Origin of the sequence: Microbacterium gorillae (genome assembly GCF_000826185.2) — a bacterium.
Taxonomy (GTDB): Bacteria; Actinomycetota; Actinomycetes; order Actinomycetales; family Microbacteriaceae; genus Microbacterium; species Microbacterium gorillae.
The window spans coordinates 190,896-205,881 of record NZ_LN648873.1; the positions used below are offsets into that span (position 1 = coordinate 190,896).

Here is a 14,986-nt window from a genome sequence, read left to right on the forward strand (position 1 = left end):
CTGCGGACCGTTCTCGGCCTCTCACCTGCGGCGGGAGAGGCTCTCATCCAGCGTGCGTCGACCGGGCGATCGGGCCCGCGACCACTGCCGTCGAGGGGGATGGTCGGCATCCTGCCAGGCCCGGAAACGTTAGGCTGTACTTCATGCGCCGAGGGACGTTCCGTGACGACGATCAGACCGTCGACTATGCCGCCGTGGGCGCGACGCAGGCGCAGGACCTCATGCAGTACCCGCCGGAGAAGAGCACTCCGGCCGAGGAGTCGTGGCGTCTCGGGTCGGGCGAGGACCGCTTCCGCTCGGCGAGTGACGCGCTGTTGTCCTGGACCGCGCAGAAGGCCTCCGGCTTGAGCGTTTCGGATGTGCGCCCGGCCTCCGGACCCGCGTATCTCGGCGTCAGCTTCGACGATCAGGGCAACCCGATCACGCCGAGCCGGCACGAGGTCGAGCAGCGCTTCGACGAGGACGGCACGCCGTTCGTCGGGCCGGGTATGTCCGTGCGTTTGAACGGTCGCGTGGCCGGCTTCCGCGCCGACGCCGAACTGCGGGTGATCTTCGTGATCGAGGAGAAGCGCCGCGTCGGCTTCGCCCTCGGCACGGTGTCCGATTCGGTCGTCTCCGGCGAGGAATCGTTCATGATCGAGTGGGGTCAGAACGACGAGGTGTGGTTCACGGTGCGCGCCTTCGACGCCCCGAGCGCGTACCTGTACAAGGTGATCCCGGCCCTGATCCGTCGTCGGCGAAAGGCGCTGTTCACGGGTTACCTCCGCGCGATCTCGCCGCTGTACACCACCCCGCAGGGCTGATGGGCGGACCGCTCCTGGACGGAGATCCGGTTCCGGCTGACGGTGCGCTGCCCCCGGGAGTCACGATCGATCCGGCCGCCGATTTCAGCGTCTACCTGCACGTGCCGTTCTGTCGCGTGCGCTGCGGCTACTGCGATTTCAACACCTACACCGCGACGGAACTGCGGGGTGCGCGCCAGGACACCTACGCCGACACGCTGCTGCACGAGGTCGCGCTCTCCCGTGACGTGCTGACGCGTGCGGGTGGGTTGCGTCCGGCGTCCACGGTCTTCTTCGGCGGCGGCACGCCCACCCTGCTGCCGGCCGGTGACCTCGCCCGCATGCTGAACGGGGTCCGGGACACGTTCGGGCTCGCTGACGGCGCCGAGATCACCGTCGAGGCGAACCCGGACACCGTCACCGATGCGGTCGCCGAGGAGCTCGCCGCGGCGGGGGTCACGCGCATGTCGATCGGCATGCAGTCCGCCGTGCCGCACGTGCTCGCCGCCCTCGAACGCACGCATGATCCGGCCAACGTGGCCACCGCGGTCGCCTCAGCGCGCCGGGCCGGGCTCGATGTCAGCGTCGATCTCATCTACGGCGCACCGGGGGAGTCCGTGTCGGACTGGCGGAGGTCGGTGGAGACGGCGATCGCGCTGGACCCGGACCACATCTCCGCCTACGCGCTGATCATCGAGGACGGCACCAAGCTCGCGCGGCAGATCCGCCGTGGTGAGGTTCCGGCGCCGGATGACGACCTGCAGGCGGACATGTACGAGCTCGCTGACGCGCTGCTCGGTGCGGCGGGGTACGACTGGTACGAGATCAGCAACTTCGCTCGCGGCGCGGAGCACCGTTCGCGGCACAACCTGGCCTACTGGCGCGGCACCGACTGGTGGGGTTACGGCCCCGGCGCGCACAGCCACGTCGCCGGTGTCCGCTGGTGGAACGTCAAGCACCCGGCTGCGTACGCGCAGCGGCTGGCCGCCGGCACGTCGCCGGCTCACGCGTCCGAGACGCCCGATGCGGAGGCCACACGGCTCGAGCGCGTGCTGCTGCTCTCGCGTATTCGCGAGGGCCTCGCGGTGTCCGAACTCGCGGATGACCGGCGCGCGGCCGTCGCCGGTCTCATCGCGGACGGCCTCGTCGAGCCCACCGACGCGCTGCGAGGATGTGTGGTCCTCACCCTCCGCGGGCGTCTGCTGGCCGATGCCGTGGTTCGCGCTCTCACTGACTGACCCCTCGCGACCGGGCGAGGCCCCCCGCGTACGGGAGAATGGGGGCATGAGTGATACGACGCAGCCCGGGGCCGGACTCAGCGATGAGGTCATCGATGGGACGTTCGACCTGGTCCGGGAGGGGCGCGTCGGTCCGCTCGGCGAGATGATCGACGCCGGGGTCCCGGTGGACGTGCGCAACCGCCGCGGCGACACCATGCTGATCATCGCGGCGTACCTCAAGCAGCCGCACGCTCTCGCCGAGCTCATCCGCCGTGGGGCGAACCTGGACCTGGAGAACGCCGCCGGTCAGACCGCGATCACCTCCGCCGTCTTCCGCGGCGATGAGGACGCCCTTCGCCTGCTGCTGGAGGCGGGCGCGAACCCGGACGCCGGCTTCCGCACCGGGCGCCAGATCGCGGAGCAGTTCGACCAGCCCCGGATGATCGCGGTCCTCGACGAGTACTCCGCGCGGTCCTGACCCCTCACTCCGACCGCCCGAGGCGGGCGAGCAGCCCGGCGCGTACGCGCGGCCATTCGTCGTCCAGGATCGAGAACTCCGCGACGCCCGCCCACGATCCGTCCACGCGGCGGGCGGTCCGGCGCGCGATGCCCTCGAATGTCGCGCCGAGTTTCGCGATCGCGGCGCGGGAGCGGCCATTGCGCTCGTCGGCCATGATCCGGACGCGCCCGTAGCCGGACGCGAACGCGAGCGTCAGCAGCAGCAGCTTGGTCTCGGGGTTGACCGACGTTCCCCAGACGCGCGGGGCGTACGCCGTCCAGCCGATGTGCGTCAGCCCCAGCTGCTCGTTGAAATCGGCCATCGTGGAGGTGCCGATGATGGTGCCGGTCGTGTCGCGCACGGCGAAGACGAGTCCGTCGTTCCAGCGCAGGCGCCAGGACGCCCAGGCGACGAAGTCGTCGTAGTCCGCGGGAGCTGCAGCAGGACCACCGCCGTACCCGCCGGCGAACACCTCGGGCACGCCGATCGCGTCGTACAGGCCGGGCAGGTCCTCCGCGGTGAGGGGGCTCAGGGTGACGTGCTCACCGACGAGCGTATGGGGGAGCGGGCGAGTGGCGACCGGGGCGAAGTTCGAGATCATGACTCCAGCGTGCGATCTGTCATGGTTCACTGGAAAGACCGGAATCAGCATTTTCCCATGTACCAATGGAGGCTTCATGCGCACGGCGGACACGGACCAACTCGCTCTGGTCGAGCACCTGCGCGGTGCACGCGGACGGGCCGAGCTCGTCGCCCGGCTGCGGCAGGGGATCACCGCGGGCGTGCTGCGTGATGGCGAGACGCTGCCCGCGACTCGGGTGCTGGCCGCCGATCTCGGCATCGCACGCGGCAGCGTCGTCCAGGCGTACGAGGAGCTCCTCGGCGAGGGCTTTCTCGCGACACGGCCCGGCGGGGCGACGCGCGTCGCGGCGGCGGTGAGCGCTCGGCCCGCCGCGCCGCCGGCCGTCGCGCCGGACACCACCGCACGCGAGCCGGAGCCGCGCATCGATCTGCGTCCCGGGCGTCCCGGCACCGTCGGTCTTGACACCGACCCGGCCTGGCGTGCCGCCTGGCGGCGCGGGGCCGACGCGGTGCCCGTCGACCTGCCCGACCTCGCCGGTGACCCGGGCCTGCGAGCAGAGATCGCCGCGCACGTCCGGCGCACCCGCGGGGTGGAGTGCGCGGCCGGAGACGTGGTCGTGACCGCGGGGACGGCCGAGGCGTTCCTGCTGATGCTGCTGACCCTGCGGCAGGGGAAGCCGCGCCTGCGGGTGGGGCTGGAGGATCCCGGGTACCGCTACGCCCGGCGCACGGTGACCGCCCTCGGCGATGAACCGATCGCGATCCCGGTACGAGACGGGTCCGTCGATCCCGCCGGGTTGCCGGCGCTGGACGCGATCATCGTCACGCCGAGCCACCAGTACCCGGTCGGCGGTGCGATGCCGGTCGCCCGGCGCTACGCCCTGCTCGAGTGGGCCCGCGAGCATGATGCCGTCGTGATCGAGGACGACTACGACAGTGAGTTCCGGCACGGCTCGGCGCCGCTGCCGGCGATCACGGGGCTCGTGCCGCGCGCCCCCGCGGTTCTGGTGGGGACCTTCTCCAAGACGGTGAGTCCGGCGTTGCGTCTCGGCTACCTCGTCATCCCCGACCCGGAGGTCGCCGCGGCCGTGCACGCGACCCGGGAGCTGCTGTCCACGCCGGTCGCCCAGCAGGTGCAGGACGCCGCTCGACACTTTCTCGCCGGCGGCGGCTACCGGCGCCACATCGCCCGGATGCGCCGGGTCTACGCGCATCGCCGCTCGCTCGTGGCCGGAGTCCGGCTGGCGGACGGCCTCACGCTCTCGGCTCTGGAGGGCGGCCTGCACGCGGTCATCAGCTGGCCCCGCGGTCATGTCGCCGGTCAGGCGCTCCGCGACAGACTCGGGCGGGCGGGGATCGCCTGCGGTGACCTGGACGACTACCGACTGGTGATGCGGGACGGCGACCCGGAGGGAGTCGTGGTCGGCTACGCCGCCGTGACCGACCTGCAGCTGGACGAGGCCCTCGCCGTGATCGCGCGGTCCTGAGTCGGCCGGTGGCGACGCGAGCCGCGATCAGCCGCAAGCCCGCGCGTCTTGGCCGGCGTCCAGGTGGGGTGGCTAGAATTAGCACTCGAAACGTGTGAGTGCCAACCGGAGGAGGAGCTGTGGTCACCGAACGCGGACTGCAAGTCCTGCGGGCGATCGTGCAGGACTACGTCGACACGAACGAGCCGGTCGGCTCGAAGTCCATCGTGGACCGACATGCCTTCGGGGTGTCCGCGGCCACGATCCGCAACGACATGGCGGCGCTGGAGGAAGAGGAGCTGATCACCGCTCCGCACACCTCGTCCGGACGCATCCCGACGGACAAGGGCTACCGCATGTTCGTCGACCACCTGGCTCAGCTGCGACCGCTGTCGACCGCTCAGCGCCACGCGATCACCTCCTTCCTGGCGGACCCCGCCGATCTCGACGACCTGCTCACGCGCACGGTCCGCCTGCTCACCCGGATCACCGGTCAGGTCGCGATCGTGCAGTACCCGTCCTTCGCCCGCGCCGTCGTGACGCACGTCGAGCTCGTGCTGATCGCGCCCCAGCGGATGCTGGTGATCCTGGTCACGGACACCGGCCGCGTCTCTCAGCGCGTGGGCACCGTGTCCGAGCCGGTCGAGGAGAACGAGGTGGGGGCGTTGCGCACCCGCCTGGCGTCCCTGTTGACCGGACAATCCGCCCGGGCCGGAGCGGACAACATCGCGACGCTGCTGTCCCAGGAACCGGGATCAGAGGTCGTCGTGCACGACCTCGCTCGCCTCGTGGCCGAGGAGTTGGCGGAGTTCCGCCAGGACCGCCTGGTCATGGCGGGAGCCGCGACCCTGGCACAGCGGGAGCAGGACTTCCGTGGCAGCATCCACCCGCTGCTGCAGGCGATCGAGGAGCAGGTCACGCTGCTGCGTCTGATGGGCGAGATGGCCTCGGACGGCAACGGCCTGTCCGCGAGCATCGGCCGCGAGAACGAACCGTTCGGGCTGGCGGAGGCGGCCGTGGTCGCCGGCGACTACGACGCATCCGGTGCCAGCGCCCGCGTGGGCCTGATGGGCCCGATGCGCATGGACTATTCGAGCAACCTGGCGGCGGTGCGCGCGGTCGCGCGCTATCTCACCACGCTGCTGGACGAGGACGACGCACGTCCCTGACGTGCCGGAGAGGTGAAAGTGGCAGACCACTACGAGGTACTGGGCGTTGCGAAGGACGCCAGCCCGGAGGAGATCAAGAAGGCGTACCGGCGGCTCGCGCGCGAGCTGCACCCGGACGTCAACTCCGCTCCCGACGCCGAGGACAAGTTCAAGAACGTCACGCACGCGTATGACGTCCTGAGCGACCCGGAGCAGCGCCGTCGCTACGACATGGGCGGGGATGAGAACCCGTTCGGCGGGGCCGGCGGATTCGGCGGCTTCGGCGACATCTTCGAGCAGTTCTTCGGTGCCGGAGGCGGCGGCGGGCGGGCGGCGCAGCCGCGGTCCCGGCGCGAGCGCGGCCAGGACGCCCTGGTTCGCATCACCCTCGACCTCGGCGATGTCGTCTTCGGCGTGCACCGCGACATCGAGGTGGACACGGCCGTGCTGTGCGAGACCTGCCAGGGCTCGTGCTGCGCCCCGGGCACCTCGCCGGTCACGTGCGACGTGTGCGGCGGCTCCGGCCACGTGCAGCGCCAGGTTCGAAGCCTGCTCGGCCCCGTCGTGACCACCGCGCCGTGCGGGTCCTGCCAGGGTTACGGCACCGTCATCCCGAACCCGTGCCCGACCTGTCAGGGTCAGGGTCGCGTTCGCTCCCGCCGCACCGTCGGTCTGGACATCCCGGCCGGTGTCGAGACCGGACTGCGTCTGCAGCTGCCGGGGTCCGGCGAGGTCGGCCAGGCCGGGGGCCCCAACGGCGATCTCTACGTCGAGGTGCAGGTCGCCCCGCACCCGGTCTTCTCGCGCGACGGCGATGACCTGCTCGCGACCCTGGAGGTCTCCATGACCGACGCCATCCTCGGGACGACGACCTCGATCGACGGTCTGGACGGTCCGGTGGACCTGGAGATCCGCGCGGGCGTGCAGGGCGGCGACGTCCTGACCATCAAGGACCGCGGAGTGACGCCCCTGCGCGGCAGCCGCCGCGGTGACCTGCGGGTCGGCGTGCACGTGGTGACCCCCACGAAGCTCGACGCCAAGGAGCGTCAGCTCGTTGAAGACTTCGCCAAGCGCCGCAAGGCCCCGGGACCGCAGCTGGCGCAGTTCCAGCAGGGACTGTTCTCCAAGCTGCGCGATCGCTTCCGGACGCACTGACGTGGCGCTGCACTTCCTCGTCGATGACCCGGCCGCGCTCCTCTCGGACGAGGTGGAGCTGACCGGGCCCGAGGCGCACCACGCCGCCACGGTGCGGCGCGTTCGCGTCGGCGAGACGGTGACGATCGGCGATGGCCAGGGTGCCTGGCACACGGGCGAGGTTCTCGAGGTCGCGCCCAAGCGCGTCCTGGTCCGGATCACGGAACGCACCACCGTGCCGCTGGAGCAGCCGTCATTCGTCCTGGTCCAGGCACTGGCCAAGGGGGACCGCGACGAGATGGCGGTCCAGGCGGCGACCGAGCTCGGTGTCGATGAGATCGTGCCGTGGCAGGCCAAACGCAGCGTGTCGCGCTGGGAGGGGCCGAAGCAGGCCAAGGGCGTGCAGCGCTGGCGAACGATCGTGCGGGAGGCCGCCAAGCAGGCGCATCGCGCTCATCTGCCGCACGTGTCCGACCCGGAGGGGATCGATGCGCTCGTCCGCCGCGCCGGGGCGGAGAACGCTCTCATGCTGGTGCTGGAGCCCAGCGCGACCGCGCGCCTGACGGAGGTCGAGCTGCCCGCCGACGGGACCGTGGTCCTCGTGGTCGGTCCGGAGGGTGGCATCGCGCCCGAAGAGCTGGAGCGCCTCCGCGACGCGGGCGCCCGCGTCGTGAAGCTCGGCGACACCGTGCTGCGCACCTCCACGGCGGGTCCGGCGGCGCTCGCCGCGGCATCCGTCGCCCTCGGACGCTGGTGAGCGCCGGTCGGTAGACTGGACGCATGAGCGAGCCCTCGATCTTCACGCGCATCCTCACCGGCGAGATCCCCGGTGAGATCCTGCTGAACACCGACCGCGTGTTCGCGATCCGGGACATCAACCCGCAGGCGCCGCTGCACCTTCTCGTCATTCCGAAGACGGAGCAGTACCGTGACGTCACCGAGCTCGCCGCCGGCGATCCGGACCTGATGGCCGAAATGGTCGCCGCCGCGCAGCAGCTCGCGAACGAGCACGCGAACGGCGAGTACCGGCTCATCTTCAACAACGGTGCAAGCGTCGCGCAGTCCGTCTTCCACGTGCACGCGCATGTGCTCGGCAATTTCACGAAGGACTCTCTCGTTGGCTTCTGACGATACGACGACCGTTCGCATCCTTGCGGACGGCATCGCCATGGTCCGCCTCCTCGGGCCCCAGGACCGTCTGCTGCGGATGGTGGAGAAGGAACACCCGGATGTGGACGTGCACGTCCGCGGCAACGAGATCACCCTCACCGGTGAGCCGGATGCGGTCGCGGCCGCCCGCGCGCTCGTGGACGAACTCATCGCGATGACCCGGAGGGGGGCGGATCTGGCGCCGGATGACGTCGCCAGTTCCTCGCGCATTCTGCAGCGCGAGGAGGGCATCCGCCCGTCCGAGGTGCTGAGCGAGCCGATCCTGTCCTCACGCGGCAAGGTGATCCGGCCGAAGACCCTCGGTCAGCGCGACTACGTGGACGCGATCGATGCGAACACGATCGTGTTCGGCATCGGCCCCGCCGGAACCGGCAAGACGTATCTCGCGATGGCGAAGGCCGTCCAAGCCCTCCAGCGCAAGGAGGTCAGCCGCATCATCCTGACCCGTCCGGCGGTGGAGGCGGGGGAGCGGCTGGGCTTCCTCCCCGGCACGCTGAACGACAAGATCGACCCGTACCTGCGCCCGCTGTACGACGCGCTGAACGAGATGATGGACCCGGAGATCGTGCCGAAGCTGATGGCGACGGGCACGATCGAGGTCGCGCCGCTGGCGTACATGCGCGGTCGCACGTTGAACGACTCGTTCGTCGTGCTCGATGAGGCGCAGAACACCACGCCCGAGCAGATGAAGATGTTCCTCACGCGCCTCGGCTTCGGCACCCGGATGGTCGTCACCGGTGACATCACCCAGGTGGACCTGCCCACCGGGTCCTCCGGGCTCCGCCTCGTGAGCCGGGTACTGTCCGACATCGACGACATCCACTTCGCCCGCCTGACCAGCGACGACGTGGTCCGCCACTCCCTGGTCGGCCGGATCGTGGACGCGTACAGCGAGTACGACGAGAAGCGCGCCGCCGCCCGACACGAGCGGGATCAGGCCAGTGAGTTCGCGAATCGCGCCGAACGGCGCTCCGCCCGCCCCGCGGGCCCCCGAGACCGACTCCCCAAGCGAGGCTGAGACCACATGATCGAGATCAACAACGAATCCGGCGTCGCCGTCGACGAATCGGTGCTGCTGCGGCTGACCGAGAGCAACCTCGCGAAGCTCAACGTCAGTCCGGACGCCGACGTCGCCATCGTCCTGGTCGACGAGGGAGCGATGGAGGCCCTGCACCTGCAGTGGATGGACGAGCCCGGCCCCACCGACGTCCTGAGCTTCCCGATGGACGAGCTGCGCCCGGGTACGCCGGACCGTCCGACCGCTCCCGGCCTCCTCGGGGACATCGTGCTGTGCCCGCAGGTCGCCGAGGTCCAGGCCGTCGGGGCGAAGCACTCCACGCTGGACGAGCTGATCCTGTTGACCACGCACGGCCTGCTGCACCTGCTCGGGTTCGACCACGCCACTCCCGATGAGGAGCGCGAGATGTTCGGTCTGCAGCGCGAACTGATCGCCGCCTTCGGATCCGCCGAGCGACGATCGGCGCGTTGATGTCACCGATCACCCTCGGGTTGATCCTCATCGCGGCCGCCGTCGTGCTGGTCGCCATCGGCGGTCTGATGGCCGCGCTCGACGCCGCACTCAGCGTCACCAGCCGGGCCGACCTCATCGAGTGGAGCCACGAGGACGGCCGCAACTCCGTCGCCCTCGGGCGCATCGGCACGGATCCGGGTGCCCACATGAACGCCGTGGTGTTCATGCGCATCCTCACCGAGACCGGCGCCGCGGTGCTGGTCACGGCGGCGTTCATGCTCATGATCGACAACATCTGGTGGGCCCTCCTGCTCGCCGTCGTCGTGATGACGCTGATCTCGTTCGTGCTCGTCGGTGCCAGCCCACGCAGCGTCGGCCGTCAGCACGCCACGCGCCTGCTGCGCAGCGCGGCGCCGCTCGTGCGGTTCTCGCGCATCCTGCTCGGTCCGCTCGCCCACGGCCTGGTCGTGCTCGGCGACCGCCTGACCCCGGGCATCGCACGTGGGACATCGTTCACCACCGAGGACCAGCTGCTCAGCATGCTCGATGAGGCCGCGCGCGCCGACCTCATCGAGGAGGACGACCGCGAGCTCATCCACTCGGTGTTCGACTTCACCGACCGCTTCGTGCGCGCGGTGATGGTGCCGCGCACCGACTGGGTTTCGCTGGATGTCGAGCAGACCGCGCGGGAGGCCATGGACCTGTTCCTGTCCACCGGCGTCTCGCGCGTCCCGGTCGTGGACGGCGACGATGTCGAGGGCGTGCTGTACATCAAGGACCTCGTCCGCCACCTGTACGGCGAGCACGGCGAGGGGGAGCCCGTCTGGGATGCTCCGGCCAAGCCGATCGCCCGCCGGGCCGTGTTCGTCCCGGAGTCGATGAAGGCCGAGACGCTGCTGCAGCAGATGAAGCGCGACGCCGTGCACGTGTGCATGGTCGTCGACGAGTACGGCGACGTCGTGGGCCTGGTCACACTGGAAGACCTCATCGAGGAGCTCGTCGGCGACATCTCCGATGAGTACGACGATCGGGCGGCGGAGAGCGTGGACCTCGGCGACGGCCGGTTCCGCGTGAACGTCCGCGTGGGACTCGACGAGGTCGGCGACCTGTTCGACATGGACCTCGAAGACGACGAGGTCGACACCATCGGCGGACTGCTGGCGAAGGCGCTGGGGCAGATTCCGGAGACCGGCGCGGTCGGTCACATCGCCGGTCTGGTGATCACCGGAGATCAGACCCTCGGACGCCATCGGGGCGTTTCGACGGTGATCGTGGAACGGGCCGAGGCGCCCGTCGAAGACGAAGCGGGTTCGCGCCCGCGCACCGGGGAGCACTCGGTGATCAGGAAGGCGGAATGATGCGCAGTGGATTCGTGACGTTCGTGGGACGGCCCAACGTGGGCAAGTCCACGCTCACCAACGCTCTGGTGGGGGAGAAGGTGGCGATCACCAGCGAGAAGCCGCAGACCACGCGCCGCGCGATCCGCGGCATCGTGAATCGTCCCGACGGCCAGCTCGTGATCGTGGACACCCCGGGCATCCACCGGCCGCGCACCCTGCTCGGTCAGCGCCTGAACGACCTCGTCGAGCAGGTCCTCGGTGACGTCGACGTGATCGGCTTCTGCGTTCCGGCGGACCAGAAGGTCGGACCGGGCGACCGTCGTATCGCGGCGTCCCTGGACGGCTACGGTCGGGCGAAGAAGGTCGCCATCGTGACCAAGACCGACGCCGCCGGCAAGGACGCGGTCATGGAGCGGCTCATGGAGGTCGACTCCCTGCGTGAGGACTGGGCCGCGGTGATCCCGCTCTCCGCCGTGACCAACGATCAGCTCGAGGTCCTCTCCGACGAACTGCTGGCGCTGATGCCGGAGGGCCCCGCGCTGTACGAGGAGGGTGTCACCACTGACGAGTCCCTCGAGGACCGCATCGCGGAGATCATCCGCGAGGCGGCGCTGTCCGGTGTGCACGATGAGCTGCCGCACTCCATCGCCGTCACGATCGAGGACATCTCCGAGCGCGAGGACGGGTCCCTCACCGACGTCTACGCGAACATCGTCGTCGAGCGCGACAGCCAGAAGGCGATCATCATCGGCCGCAAGGGCGCGCGCCTGCGCGAGGTCGGTGCCACCGCCCGCGCGCAGATCGAGCCCCTGATCGGCATGAAGATCTTCCTCTCCCTGCACGTCCGCGTGGCCAAGGAGTGGCAGCGCGACCCGAAGCAGCTGGGTCGCCTCGGCTTCTGACCGCTCCCGGTCGCCTCGGCCTCTGACGGCGCGGGTGTCATCCCCGCGCGGGCTCGGCGACGGTGGCGGTCGCGCGGCCGAGGGGACGGCGCAGGCGCGCGACGGCGCCGGCGGCGCAGGAGGGCAGCGTGAGCTCCTCCGGACGAGCGGCGACGACGTGACCGCCGCCGGCGAGGACGGCCACCGCGATCCGGGAGAGCAGATCGCTGCCGGTCTCACCGAAGCGCAGGGCGCCGGTGATGTCATCGAGCTCGCCGATCTCGTCCACCGCCGTGTCGTAGACGAGCGTGTCGATCGCGCCCGTGACCGCGCCGCGCGCGATCTCGGACAGGTCCTCTGCCACGAGGTCGCGCTGATCCGTGTGGATGATGGCATCCGCGATCTCCCGCACACCCTCGGCGTTGGCCACCTCCAGACCGCTGCGGATCGCGGCGTCCACCGCGTGGTCCGTGAGGCGGTCCGCCGCGCCGCGCACCGCGTGGACCGGGCGCCGCTGCGGATGGGAGCGGAACATCGACAGCAGCGGCTCCGCGGCGAACAGGAACAGCGGAGCGATACCGGACGGATCCAGCGCGCCCAGCTCCGTGTCGACCGCCGCGGCGACACGGGCGGCGTACTTCTCCAGGAGCAGCTTCTTGCCCTCGTACCCGACCAGGCGGCGCACGTGCGAACGGTCACGGACGGTGGCTCGGTTGGTGGCGTCGGCGACGTCCTCGGGATGGGTCGGATCGATCGGAAGCTCGGCCGCCCGGGTCCGCGCGGTGGCGCGGTACAGGTTCCACCCGTCCGCGGACAGGGTGACGGCGAAGGCCTCCTGTGCGGAGGTGACGGCCCGCATGAGCTGGCCGACGTCGAACCGGTCGGCGGCCTGCACCTGCGGCACCACCCGGTTCGGCAGAACCCAGACCTCGGCCAGCGCAGGACAGAGGTACAGCGCGACGGATCGGGACAGGTGCTCGCGCAGACGCCCGCGTCGGATCTCCTCCCAACCGGCGCGGATGCGCTCTTCGTCGAGACGGGTCAGGCCGCGTGCACGCAGTGCGCGCACGCCGGCGTCCACCCCGCTGGCGACGGCGGCGCGACCGGTCGCGGCATCCGCCGGGTCCGTGGGGGCGTAGACCGTGATCGCGGCGCGGTGCGGCCCGTCCAGACGCATCACATCATCGCGGGTGGGGAGCAGATGAGTGGTGGACACGACAGCCTCCTTCGTCCGGGAATCCCACCCTGGACCCCGCTCGCCCGGTCCAGCCCACGTCTGCGTGTCCGGGGGAGTGTTCTGGGTATGGCGGGACGGGGATGCCGTACCGGTCGGGCCGGAATCGGGCCGGCCAGGATCTGGTGTTACGATGGCGTCATGCGCATGGCTGTGCTTCTCCTTAGCCGCCGCGACGAGACCTCGTTCTAGGGCCTTCCTCGTCGCGGAGTCTGGCGTTGGCCCGCATAGCCGCAATGAGAGAAGCGAAGCCATGAAGAACACCCAGCAGCCGTCGTCCATGCCGATCCACAAGTACCGGCCGTATCACGAGATCCTGCCGGTCGATCTGCCCGACCGCACCTGGCCGTCCCAGCGCATCACCGAGGCACCCCGCTGGTGCGCGGTCGACCTGCGCGACGGCAATCAGGCGCTGATCGACCCGATGAGCCCCGAGCGCAAGCGCATCATGTTCGAGCTGCTCGTGCAGATGGGCTACAAGGAGATCGAGGTCGGGTTCCCGTCCGCGAGCCAGACGGACTTCGACTTCGTCCGTCAGCTGATCGAGGAGAACCTGATCCCGGACGACGTCACGATCCAGGTGCTGACGCAGTCGCGCGAGCACCTGATCGCTCGGACGTACGAGGCCATCGCCGGGGCGAAGCAGGCGATCGTGCACCTGTACAACTCCACGAGCATCGTCCAGCGTGAGGTCGTCTTCCGCACCGACGAGCAGGGCATCATCGACATCGCCCTCGAGGGTGCGCGCCTGTGCCGCGAGTACGAGAAGCGCATTCCGGAGACGGCCGTCTACTACGAGTACTCGCCGGAGAGCTACACCGGCACCGAGCTCGACTTCGCGGTGAAGATCTGCAATGAGGTCCTGGAAGTCCTGGAGCCGACGCCGGACCGCAAGGTCATCATCAACCTGCCCGCGACTGTCGAGATGGCGACGCCCAACGTCTACGCCGACTCGATCGAGTGGATGGGCCGCCACATCAACCGCCGCGAGAACGTCGTCATCTCGCTGCACCCGCACAACGACCGCGGCACCGCCGTGGCCGCCGCGGAGCTGGGCTACATGGCCGGCGCGGACCGCATCGAGGGATGCCTGTTCGGCAACGGTGAGCGCACCGGCAACGTCGACCTGGTCACACTGGGCATCAACATGTTCACGCAGGGCATCGACCCGCAGATCGACTTCTCCGACATCGACCGCGTGAAGCGGACGGTCGAGCACTGCAACCAGCTGCCCGTCCCGGAGCGCAGCCCGTGGGGTGGCGACCTGGTCTTCACCGCGTTCAGCGGTTCGCACCAGGACGCCATCAAGAAGGGCTTCGAGGCCATGGAGGCCAAGGCCGCCGCTGCCGGCGTCACGGTCGATGAGATCGAGTGGGCGGTCCCGTACCTGCCGATCGATCCGAAGGACCTGGGCCGCTCGTACGAGGCCGTCATCCGCGTGAACTCGCAGTCCGGCAAGGGCGGCGTCGCGTACCTGCTGAAGACCGACCACAACCTGGACCTGCCTCGCAAGCTGCAGATCGAGTTCTCCGGCGTCGTGCAGACCAAGACCGACGGTGAGGGTGGCGAGATCACCTCCGACGAGATCTGGAACACGTTCTCCGATGAGTACCTGCCGGCTGCGGACACCGAGGGCAAGTGGGGCCGCTTCGAGCTGCTGAGCACCCGGACCGCCAGCGACATGACGGGCGACGTCATCCTCGAGGTCACCATGCGTGACGGCGACGAGCGCGTCGAGCAGCGTGGCGTCGGCAACGGTCCGGTCGCGGCGTTCCTGAACATCGCCAGCGAGCACGGCTTCGACATCACGCTGTACGACTACGTCGAGCACGCCATGAGCGCCGGCGGCGACGCGCAGGCCGCGGCCTACATCGAGCTCGAGGTGGACGGCGACCGCCTCTGGGGCGTCGGCATCGACAACGACATCTCGACGGCGTCGCTGAAGGCGATCGTCTCGGCGGTCAACCGTTCGATCCGCACGCGCCGTCAGGCCGAGGCGGACGCCGTCCTGGTCTGACCCTTCTCTACTCCGCGAAACACCCAGGCACGTCCGAAACAC

At 70.0% G+C, this 14,986-nt stretch carries 15 protein-coding genes; 13 read left to right on the forward strand and 2 right to left on the reverse strand.

Annotation, left to right across the window (positions count from 1 at the left end):
• Positions 1 to 143: 143 nt before the first annotated feature.
• From BN1193_RS03865 to BN1193_RS03875, 3 genes are read left to right on the forward strand one after another with little or no spacing between them, the layout of a single operon-like run.
• Complete coding sequence (locus BN1193_RS03865) at positions 144 to 803, forward strand: DUF1990 family protein (protein ID WP_040164215.1); 660 nt, start codon at positions 144 to 146, stop codon at positions 801 to 803.
• Positions 803 to 2,020, forward strand: coding sequence for a radical SAM family heme chaperone HemW (gene hemW, locus BN1193_RS03870; protein WP_040164217.1), 1,218 nt, complete (start codon positions 803 to 805; stop codon positions 2,018 to 2,020). Before BN1193_RS03865 ends, hemW begins: the two co-directional genes overlap by 1 nt.
• A gap of 46 nt (positions 2,021 to 2,066) precedes the next feature.
• Complete coding sequence (locus BN1193_RS03875) at positions 2,067 to 2,480, forward strand: ankyrin repeat domain-containing protein (RefSeq protein WP_040164218.1); 414 nt, start codon at positions 2,067 to 2,069, stop codon at positions 2,478 to 2,480.
• Positions 2,481 to 2,484: 4 nt separating this feature from the next.
• Here the strand turns inward: BN1193_RS03875 and BN1193_RS03880 are convergent, their stop codons facing one another.
• Positions 2,485 to 3,102 carry a GNAT family N-acetyltransferase gene (locus BN1193_RS03880; protein WP_040164220.1) on the reverse strand — a complete coding sequence of 206 codons (618 nt, stop codon included), beginning with the start codon at positions 3,100 to 3,102 and terminating at the stop codon, positions 2,485 to 2,487.
• 76 nt (positions 3,103 to 3,178) lie between these two features.
• Between BN1193_RS03880 and pdxR the strand changes: the two genes are divergently transcribed.
• The 9 genes from pdxR (at position 3,179) to era (ending at position 11,714) form a co-directional block, all read left to right on the forward strand.
• The gene (gene pdxR / locus BN1193_RS03885; protein ID WP_195907794.1) at positions 3,179 to 4,570 is read left to right on the forward strand and encodes a MocR-like pyridoxine biosynthesis transcription factor PdxR; all 1,392 of its coding nucleotides are present in this window, start codon (positions 3,179 to 3,181) and stop codon (positions 4,568 to 4,570) included.
• A gap of 119 nt (positions 4,571 to 4,689) precedes the next feature.
• Positions 4,690 to 5,718 (forward strand): heat-inducible transcriptional repressor HrcA, encoded by a 1,029-nt coding sequence (hrcA, locus tag BN1193_RS03890; protein WP_040164222.1) that lies wholly within the window; start codon positions 4,690 to 4,692, stop codon positions 5,716 to 5,718.
• A gap of 18 nt (positions 5,719 to 5,736) precedes the next feature.
• On the forward strand, positions 5,737 to 6,852 hold the full coding sequence (dnaJ, locus tag BN1193_RS03895) for a molecular chaperone DnaJ (RefSeq protein ID WP_040164224.1): 1,116 nt from the start codon (positions 5,737 to 5,739) through the stop codon (positions 6,850 to 6,852).
• A gap of 1 nt (position 6,853) precedes the next feature.
• Complete coding sequence (locus tag BN1193_RS03900) at positions 6,854 to 7,588, forward strand: 16S rRNA (uracil(1498)-N(3))-methyltransferase (protein WP_040164225.1); 735 nt, start codon at positions 6,854 to 6,856, stop codon at positions 7,586 to 7,588.
• Positions 7,589 to 7,611: 23 nt separating this feature from the next.
• Complete coding sequence (locus tag BN1193_RS03905) at positions 7,612 to 7,959, forward strand: HIT domain-containing protein (protein WP_040164228.1); 348 nt, start codon at positions 7,612 to 7,614, stop codon at positions 7,957 to 7,959.
• A complete protein-coding gene (locus BN1193_RS03910) occupies positions 7,916 to 9,019 on the forward strand; it encodes a PhoH family protein (RefSeq protein WP_052460406.1) in 1,104 nt (367 codons plus the stop codon). The genes BN1193_RS03905 and BN1193_RS03910 overlap by 44 nt, the downstream gene beginning before the upstream one ends.
• A gap of 6 nt (positions 9,020 to 9,025) precedes the next feature.
• Positions 9,026 to 9,490: an rRNA maturation RNase YbeY gene (gene ybeY / locus BN1193_RS03915; protein ID WP_040164231.1), complete on the forward strand. Its 465-nt coding sequence runs from the start codon at positions 9,026 to 9,028 to the stop codon at positions 9,488 to 9,490.
• On the forward strand, positions 9,490 to 10,830 hold the full coding sequence (locus BN1193_RS03920; protein WP_407662082.1) for a hemolysin family protein: 1,341 nt from the start codon (positions 9,490 to 9,492) through the stop codon (positions 10,828 to 10,830). The genes ybeY and BN1193_RS03920 overlap by 1 nt, the downstream gene beginning before the upstream one ends.
• Positions 10,827 to 11,714 (forward strand): GTPase Era, encoded by an 888-nt coding sequence (gene era, locus BN1193_RS03925; protein WP_040164233.1) that lies wholly within the window; start codon positions 10,827 to 10,829, stop codon positions 11,712 to 11,714. The genes BN1193_RS03920 and era overlap by 4 nt, the downstream gene beginning before the upstream one ends.
• A 37-nt stretch (positions 11,715 to 11,751) precedes the next feature.
• Here the strand turns inward: era and BN1193_RS03930 are convergent, their stop codons facing one another.
• Positions 11,752 to 12,909: a baeRF11 domain-containing protein gene (locus BN1193_RS03930; protein ID WP_230206404.1), complete on the reverse strand. Its 1,158-nt coding sequence runs from the start codon at positions 12,907 to 12,909 to the stop codon at positions 11,752 to 11,754.
• 271 nt (positions 12,910 to 13,180) lie between these two features.
• Between BN1193_RS03930 and leuA the strand changes: the two genes are divergently transcribed.
• Positions 13,181 to 14,944: a 2-isopropylmalate synthase gene (leuA, locus tag BN1193_RS03935; protein ID WP_040164236.1), complete on the forward strand. Its 1,764-nt coding sequence runs from the start codon at positions 13,181 to 13,183 to the stop codon at positions 14,942 to 14,944.
• The last annotated feature ends 42 nt before the right edge of the window (positions 14,945 to 14,986 follow it).

Excerpts from the sequence above, each read along its gene's own strand:
- era (WP_040164233.1), top strand. The coding sequence starts at position 10,827 with ATGATGCGCAGTGGATTCGTGACGTTCGTGGGACGGCCCAACGTGGGC.
- BN1193_RS03880 (WP_040164220.1), bottom strand. The coding sequence starts at position 3,102 with ATGATCTCGAACTTCGCCCCGGTCGCCACTCGCCCGCTCCCCCATACG.
- BN1193_RS03910 (WP_052460406.1), top strand. The coding sequence starts at position 7,916 with ATGTGCTCGGCAATTTCACGAAGGACTCTCTCGTTGGCTTCTGACGAT.
- ybeY (WP_040164231.1), top strand. The coding sequence starts at position 9,026 with ATGATCGAGATCAACAACGAATCCGGCGTCGCCGTCGACGAATCGGTG.
- pdxR (WP_195907794.1), top strand. The coding sequence starts at position 3,179 with ATGCGCACGGCGGACACGGACCAACTCGCTCTGGTCGAGCACCTGCGC.
- BN1193_RS03865 (WP_040164215.1), top strand. The coding sequence starts at position 144 with ATGCGCCGAGGGACGTTCCGTGACGACGATCAGACCGTCGACTATGCC.
- BN1193_RS03905 (WP_040164228.1), top strand. The coding sequence starts at position 7,612 with ATGAGCGAGCCCTCGATCTTCACGCGCATCCTCACCGGCGAGATCCCC.
- hemW (WP_040164217.1), top strand. The coding sequence starts at position 803 with ATGGGCGGACCGCTCCTGGACGGAGATCCGGTTCCGGCTGACGGTGCG.
- BN1193_RS03875 (WP_040164218.1), top strand. The coding sequence starts at position 2,067 with ATGAGTGATACGACGCAGCCCGGGGCCGGACTCAGCGATGAGGTCATC.
- leuA (WP_040164236.1), top strand. The coding sequence starts at position 13,181 with ATGAAGAACACCCAGCAGCCGTCGTCCATGCCGATCCACAAGTACCGG.
- BN1193_RS03920 (WP_407662082.1), top strand. The coding sequence starts at position 9,490 with ATGTCACCGATCACCCTCGGGTTGATCCTCATCGCGGCCGCCGTCGTG.